Source organism: Mycobacterium sp. (genome assembly GCF_032162605.1).
Taxonomy (GTDB): Bacteria; Actinomycetota; Actinomycetes; order Mycobacteriales; family Mycobacteriaceae; genus Mycobacterium.
Genome location: NZ_JAVROT010000018.1, coordinates 1 through 2,774 on the forward strand (window position 1 = coordinate 1; position 2,774 = coordinate 2,774).

Genomic DNA, 2,774 nt, shown 5'->3' on the forward strand with positions numbered 1-2,774 from the left:
CGCTGGACGTGCGGGAATGCGCACCGCGACATCGGTCGGAAGCGGCGCACGGCGCCCAAGCTCCCTCAGCGCCGGCCCGAGACCGGATCTCGAGAGCACGGTGGGGTGGATACCTCGGGACAGCTCACGAATGTCGTTCAGAGCCTCGTCGAGCCCAGAGGCCACATCGTTGAATACCTCCCTCAGCCCGGCCGGAATCGCCGCTTCGTGCGATCGCAGCCTCAGCGCCAGTGTCACCAGCCGCTGCTGCGCGCCGTCGTGAAGGTCACGCTCGATCCGGCGCCGACTGTCGTCACCGGCCGCGACCACACGGGCACGGGATTCGATTAGGGCACTACGACTCTCGGCGTTCGCGATAGCGGCGGCGACCAGGTCGGTGATCTGGCACAGGCGCTCCATGGTCTGCGACGAGATCTCCCGCGGTTGGGGCCAGCCGGCGAACATGGCGCCCCAGATCCGGCCGTCGACCAGGATGGGCGTTCCGACGGCGCTGCGGAGCGCAAGTCTGCGGGCGAACACCGCGATGGGGCCTGACCCATTATCGTCGTAGCTCATCGACTCCGGTTGACCGCTGCGCAGTATGTTCGAGGCGAGGTTGTCGCCGCCGAGCTTCAGCCGATCGCCCAGCGGAGACGACGTCTGCATGGGGCCGCCCGCTGCGAGGTAGCTGAATGTCGCGTCGGTCTCGTATCGGCCGATCAGGGTCAAATCGGCGTTCAGCAGATCCGCTATCTCGGCAGCTACCGTGGTGAACACGTCGCTCGGGGCGGCGCCGCGCGCCACCACGGTCGCGACCCGCCGAAGTGCCGCCTGGTCTCTTCGTCGCATGCTGTCGGTGATGTCCCGCGCGGCGGCAGCAACAAGACCCAAGGTGGTCGCCGGTCGCGTATTCCATTGCAACCAGCGAACAGAACCGTCGCGGCAGATGTAACGGTTTTCGAACTGACGGAGTGCGCTGCCGCCGGCGAGAACCCCCGATGCCGTGCGTGTGCGCTCCCGATCCTCGGGGTGCACGAAATCGAGGATCGGCCGGGAAACGAACTGCTCGGTCGTATAGCCAAGGGTCCGCTCGAACGCCAGATTGACCCACTTGAAGTAGCCGCCGGCAGTCGCGATGCACATCAGGTCGGGCGAAAGATCGAACAGGTTCTCCATCCAAAATGAACTGGCTGCCGATTTGTCGAGATCGAAGCCCTGCGGGTCACCCACGACGAAATTCTACAGCTCGACTGGTGCGACCGACGGGCCCCGTTTGCTCGGTGATGTTCTCAGACCTGTCCGCCGAGGGTGGTGGGTGCCGAGAGATGATGTCGATGACCTCCGTGCGCGCGTTGCTCGAGAGCGGGCACCAGATCCTGCTGGTAGGTGCGCAGGGCAAGATTGCAGTAGGCGCACCAGGTGCCGCGGTACAGCAGGATCACGGCCTGCCGGCCCGAGACTCGTCCAGCGTCACCGAAACACCCTGTACGTCAATCAGCTCGGCATCGAGCAGCACGTCGCCGGCCTTCGCTGAACCAGACGGAGCACCCGCCGCGCCGGGAATCCGTCCGAGACCCGCGTGCGGCTGCGCTACGAACCCGGCTTGGGGCGCAACGCCTTCGAGCCGACTGATGATCAGTACCACTCGAAGGCTGCCGCTTGCAAACTGGCGTGTCCACTCCAAAATAACCGGTGGCTCTCTAGCGCATCCCCATGCTGCGGAGGTGTCGATCATGGCGTCCACCGCCGCCTCCAACGGTCCGGTGTCGCGCCGAACCTGACTGAGCAGCACGCCGCCCTGCACCCCGGCAAGCATGGCCAGCGCCAGTCGATCGACATCGAGCCCCGACGGCAGTTCACCCCGTGCGGCGATTGCCTTCAGACCGTCTCGGATCAGGTCTTCCCATTGCGCGAACGCGCGGGTCAGCCGAGCACGTGCCAGCGGGTCGGTGTCCGATAGTTCGCTGGCCAGCGACCCGATCGGGCAACCGCCAACGCAGGCACGACCGCGCATGAGGTAGACCTGGGCATTGCGCCAACGGACCAAGCCGCGATGCTGTCGACTCGGTGAAGCTCCAGTTGCTGGCCGCCGAGCACTGGTTGCTCTGCAGATCGATGACGGCGGCGACAAGGTCTCCCTTGGCGCTGAAGTAGTGATACATCTGCGACGGACTCACGTTGGCCGCTTCCTGAATATCCTCAATCGTGGTCCGAGCGACACCGTGCTCGAGCATCAACGCAGAGGCCGCACGGACGATGCGCTCCCTGGTCGCGCGGCCCTTTGCCGTCAACTTCGATATCGGGGCACGACCCATCGGAACCTCCACCGAACAGTGACTGGAGCCAGACATTCCAAAACCAGCGTATCCGCCGCGAGTAGGCACCTGATTCCGGCTAGCAGGAATCTTCGATGGGTGTCAGCAGCGGCGACTTAGGCCTGCTGAACCGGAATGGTGGCAGACGTATCGCCGCGCACCCGAGATTGAGATGACAAACGAAGCGGGTCTCCCCGCCTGATCGGAGAATCCAGATGCCGACTGACCCAACAGTGATGGATATGGACCGGATATCGCGCCACGGGTCCGACTCGTCCCTGCTTCATGCGCAACGGCCAGCCGTCCCGAAGATGAAGCACCATCAGGACACCAGGCAATCAACCGGCACCGCTGCATGCAACGGTTCGGAGGCACCGGAGCGTGATGGGCTGCGACGACAAGCGGAGCCTCCGGAGCACCCGGACGGTGTCATCGACGATCGGCCCAATCGGGAGATCGTGGTCAAGGCCGGAATCTTCC

At 64.8% G+C, this 2,774-nt stretch carries 3 protein-coding genes and 1 pseudogene; all 4 read right to left on the bottom strand.

The window, feature by feature from the left end; all coding sequences use genetic code 11:
• Positions 1–1,209, bottom strand: a 1,209-nt coding sequence (locus QOI01_RS00735) for a PAS domain S-box protein (protein ID WP_526377656.1), incomplete at its 3' end; no start/stop codon positions are given.
• Between the two features lie 59 nt (positions 1,210–1,268).
• On the bottom strand, positions 1,269–1,421 hold the full coding sequence (locus QOI01_RS00740) for a hypothetical protein (RefSeq protein ID WP_526377658.1): 153 nt from the start codon (positions 1,419–1,421) through the stop codon (positions 1,269–1,271).
• Positions 1,418–2,026, bottom strand: a complete 609-nt coding sequence (locus QOI01_RS00745; RefSeq protein ID WP_526377660.1) for a TetR family transcriptional regulator C-terminal domain-containing protein — start codon at positions 2,024–2,026, stop codon at positions 1,418–1,420. The genes QOI01_RS00740 and QOI01_RS00745 overlap by 4 nt, the downstream gene beginning before the upstream one ends.
• A gap of 82 nt (positions 2,027–2,108) precedes the next feature.
• Positions 2,109–2,330, bottom strand: a pseudogene (locus QOI01_RS00750) (TetR/AcrR family transcriptional regulator); the annotation flags it as partial.
• Between the last annotated feature and the right edge of the window lie 444 nt (positions 2,331–2,774).